The following is a 4,231-nucleotide window of genomic DNA, read 5'->3' as shown; positions in this document are numbered from 1 at the left end:
CCGTCCCGTCGCCGTCCCGCCCACGGTGATCCAGCACTCGTCCAGCAGCGTGCGCCCACCGGCGCGGGCCCTGCGGAGCAGCTCGGCCTGCGCCTCGTCGGCGGTTCTGCCGGTCAGGGCCATGATCACGCCCTTCGCCCGCTCCAGCACGGCCTCGGACGCCACCACATCGGGCAGGGCGCCGGCTTCGGCGGCGGGAGCAGGATCGGTCGTCACGTGACGAGCATGGCACATCGGGTGTGAGGAGATCACGCGGACGCCCACGTCAGGGCATCTGTCAGGGACCTTCGGCCCTGTTCCTCCGGGCGGTGTCCGGGCAGCCTGGAACCCGTCCCTCCGCATCCCGCGGAACGGCGTGGCCGAAAATCCGTCGCTGCTCCGCGCGCACCCACTTCGGGTGGAGCCGACAGGCAAGGATCCGCGCCCGGTGGGAAGGTGGTCGGCATGACCGACCTCGGCCTTCCCCCGCAGATCCGGGCCTGCCTGTTCGACCTCGACGGCGTCGTCACCCGGACCGCCGTGGTGCACGCGGCGGCCTGGAAGGAGACCTTCGACAGCTTCCTCGAGGAACGGGACGGGGCCGGTTACCGGCCCTTCGACGCGGCGCACGACTACGACGAGTACGTCGACGGCCTGCCGCGCACCGACGGGGTGCGCACCTTCCTCGCCTCGCGCGGCATCACGCTCCCCGAGGGCGCCCCGGACGACCCCCCGGACGCCCTGACCGTGCAGGGCCTCGGCAACCGGAAGAACGAGCTGGTTCTGGCCAAGATCCGTGAAGGCGGGGTCGAGGCGTACGACACCACCCTCGCCTACATCCGGGCCGTGCGCGCCCGCGGGCTCGCCACCGCGATCGTGTCCTCCAGCAAGAACTGTCTCGACGTGCTCCGCGCCGTGGACGCCGTCGGCCTCTTCGACGTCCGGATCGACGGCGTGGTCGCCGCCGAGCGCGGCCTGCCAGGCAAGCCGAAGCCGGACACCTTCCTCGCCGCCGCCCGCGACCTCGGCGTGCGGCCCTCCGAGGCCGCCGTGTTCGAGGACGCCCTGGCCGGCATGGACGCCGGCCGCGCCGGACGCTTCGGACAGGTCGTCGGCGTGGACCGGGTGGGACAGGCGGAAGCCCTGCGCGCGCACGGCGCGGACATCGTGGTCCAGGATCTCGGCGATCTCGGCGAGATCGGTGAACTCGGTGAGCCCGGCCGGTCCGGCAGGTCCGCCGGACGCGCCGAGCCGACGCAGACCCCGGGAGGTGCCGGGTGATCACCCAGCGGTCCTACGCCGTCGAACCCTGGACCGTCCGCGAGACCGAACTCAGCCTGGACGTCCTCGCCCAGAGCGAATCGGTCTTCGCGCTCTCCAACGGCCACGTCGGCTGGCGCGGCAACTTCGACGAGGGTGAGCCGCACGGCCTGCCCGGCAGCTACCTCAACGGCGTCTTCGAGCTCCACCCCCTGCCCTACGCCGAGGCCGGCTACGGATACCCCGAGTCCGGTCAGACGGTGATCAACATCACCAACGGGAAGGTGCTGCGGCTGCTCGTCGACGACGAGCCGTTCGACCTGCGCCACGGCCGGCTGGTCGCCCACGAACGCACGCTGGACATGCGCCGCGGCGTGCTCGAGCGCAGCTGCGACTGGGTCTCCCCGGCAGGCTCCCGGGTGCGGGTCCGCTCCACCCGCCTGGTCTCCCTCACCCAGCGGGCCATCGCCGCCGTCTCCTACGAGGTCGAGCCGGTCGACGCCCGGGTGCGCGTCGTCCTCCAGTCCGAACTGGTCGCCAACGAGCAGCTGCCCGACGGCACCGGCAGCGACCCCCGGGCGGCCAAGGCGCTCCAGTCCCCGCTGGAACCGGAGCAGAACTTCTCCTCGGGCAACAGGCTGCGTCTGGTGCACCGCACCAAGCGCAGCGGCATCCGGGTGGCCGTCGCCGCCGACCACGTGATCACCGGACACCAGCCGATCGTCACCGACAGCGAGAGCGAGGACGACCTCGCCCGGCTCACCGTCACCTCGGTCCTGGAGCCCGGTCAGCGTCTGGTGGTGCACAAGGTGGTCGCCCACGGCTGGTCCCGCACCCGCTCCCTGCCCGCCATGAGCGACCAGGTCGACGCGGCCCTCGCCGCCGCACGCCACAGCGGGTGGGACGGGCTGCTCAAGGAGCAGGAGGAGTTCCTCGCGGACTTCTGGGGCCGCGCCGACGTCGAGGTCGACGGCGACGAGGAGATCCAGCAGGCCGTCCGCTTCGCCCTCTTCCACGTCCTCCAGGCCGGCGTCCGGGCCGAGGAGCGCGCCATCCCCGCCAAGGGCCTCACCGGGTCCGGCTACGACGGGCACGCGTTCTGGGACACCGAGACGTTCGTCCTCACCCCGCTCACCTACACCTCGCCCAAAGCGGTGGCCGAGGCACTGCGCTGGCGGCACAACACCCTCGAGGTCGCCAAGGAGCGCGCGGCCACGCTCGGGCTGTCCGGCGCCGCCTTCCCCTGGCGGACCATCGACGGCTCCGAGTGCTCCGGCTACTGGCCGGCCGGCACCGCAGCCTTCCACGTCAACGCCGACATCGCGGCAGCCGTCGTGCGCTACGTCGCCGCCACCGGGGACAGCCGTTTCGAGCGGGAGGTCGGTCTCGAACTGCTCGTGGAGACGGCGCGGCTGTGGCGCTCGCTCGGCCACCACGACCACCACGGCAACTTCCACATCGACGGAGTCACCGGACCCGACGAGTACAGCGCCGTCGTCGACGACAACGCCTACACCAACCTGATGGCCCGGGCCAATCTGCTCGCCGCCGCCGACGCGGTGGAGCGCCACGCCGACCAGGCCGCCCGGCTCGGCGTCGACGACGAGGAGGGCGCCGGCTGGCGGGACGCCGCGGCGGCCATGCACATCCCGTACAACGAGGAACTGCGCGTCCACGAGCAGTCGGCCGGGTTCACCGGCCACCAGCGCTGGAACTTCGACAGGACCGGCCCCGACCAGTACCCGCTGCTGCTCCACTTCCCCTACTTCGACCTCTACCGCAAGCAGGTCATCAAGCAGGCCGACCTGGTCCTGGCCATGTACACCTGCGACGACATGTTCGACGAGGAGCAGATCGCCCGGAACTTCGCCTACTACGAACCGCTGACCGTCCGCGACTCCTCCCTCTCGGCCTGCTGCCAGGCCGTCATCGCCGCCCGCGCCGGACACCTGCGGCTCGCCTACGACTACACGGCCGAGGCGGCTCTGATGGACCTCGACGACCTGGAGCACAACGCCCGCGACGGCCTGCACATCGCCTCCCTGGCCGGGGCGTGGCTGGCCCTGGTCGGCGGGTTCGGCGGGCTGCGCCAGCGCGGCGACCAACTGGAGTTCGCGCCCCGGCTGCCGGAGAAGTTCAGCCGGCTCGCGTTCACCCTGCAGGTGCTCGGGCGCTGCCTTCGGGTCGAGATCACCCAGGAGACCGCCGCCTACCGGCTGGTCAGCGGCCGTCCGCTGACCATCCGCCACCACGGCACCCCGGTGCGGGTGACCGCCAACGGCGGCGGCCCCGTCATCCGCCCCGTGCCCAACCCCGTCCATCGCCCCACCCCCGAACAGCCCCCCCACCGCCCGCCGAACGGCGGCCGCTGACCGACCCCGGTCCCGCCACTCGGCGGCGACCCCGCTGCCCCGAACGGATGAACGACCCCCCGGCCCTGGCGTGGACCCGCCCTCCGGTGGCACCCGGCCCACAGCATGACGGACACCGGCCTCCTCACTCTTCGGGACGAGGCCGGGAACGAGTGCGACGGGCCCTGGGTGACGGCTGAACCGGCGCGCCGCGGCCCGGGCGTCCGGCTCCGTCGCCGGGCCCCGTGCCCGGGGACGTTCCCCGAGGACGGGCCGGGGTACAGGAACCGGCGCGCCACGGCCGCGGTCCGCGGCATGGTGCCGGCCGACCGGGAGAGGGGTGCGAGATGACAGGGGTGTTCGGCGGCACGGTGCGCACGGTCGCCCGGCAGGTGGCCCGGCTGCGGAGGGCGCCCGCCCTGCACCCCGCCGGGGTGACGCCTGCCGGGACGGAGGAGGTCCGCGGTGACCCAGAGGGCGGCTGTCGGGGCGACTGGCTGGACCGGCACGGCGTCTACCCGGTCACCGCGCGCTGGTCGCTCGCGGCCGGCCTGCCCGGTGTCCTGCCCGACGGCGTGGGACTCGCGCTGCGGGTCGACGACGCCGACGGGCGGGGTTCCACGCTCGAGCTGCTCCTCACC

General features: G+C 73.2%; 3 protein-coding genes and 1 pseudogene. 3 read left to right on the top strand and 1 reads right to left on the bottom strand.

Going from position 1 to position 4,231, the window contains the following annotated elements:
• A partial coding sequence (locus HW445_RS20475) for an ANTAR domain-containing protein (RefSeq protein WP_180222438.1) occupies positions 1-216 on the bottom strand: 216 nt, incomplete at its 3' end.
• Positions 217-444: 228 nt separating this feature from the next.
• On the opposite strand from HW445_RS20475, the gene HW445_RS20470 reads away from it, so the two are divergent.
• The 3 genes and pseudogenes from HW445_RS20470 to HW445_RS20460 all read left to right on the top strand — a co-directional run.
• The gene (locus HW445_RS20470; protein WP_180222437.1) at positions 445-1,260 is read left to right on the top strand and encodes a beta-phosphoglucomutase family hydrolase; all 816 of its coding nucleotides are present in this window, start codon (positions 445-447) and stop codon (positions 1,258-1,260) included.
• Positions 1,257-3,611 (top strand): glycoside hydrolase family 65 protein, encoded by a 2,355-nt coding sequence (locus HW445_RS20465; RefSeq protein ID WP_180222436.1) that lies wholly within the window; start codon positions 1,257-1,259, stop codon positions 3,609-3,611. The genes HW445_RS20470 and HW445_RS20465 overlap by 4 nt, the downstream gene beginning before the upstream one ends.
• 326 nt (positions 3,612-3,937) lie before the next feature.
• Positions 3,938-4,231 (top strand): annotated as a pseudogene (locus tag HW445_RS20460) (phosphodiesterase); the annotation flags it as partial.

The sequence above is a fragment of the Streptomyces sp. UH6 genome, assembly GCF_013421635.1.
Classification (GTDB): domain Bacteria; phylum Actinomycetota; class Actinomycetes; order Streptomycetales; family Streptomycetaceae; genus Streptomyces; species Streptomyces abyssomicinicus.
Note: the sequence above shows the minus strand (reverse complement) of the source record. Positions and strands in the feature narration are given on the sequence as shown.

What these genes read in the sequence shown, in the direction of transcription:
- HW445_RS20470 (WP_180222437.1), top strand. Translation starts at nt 445, where the DNA reads ATGACCGACCTCGGCCTTCCCCCGCAGATCCGGGCCTGCCTGTTCGAC.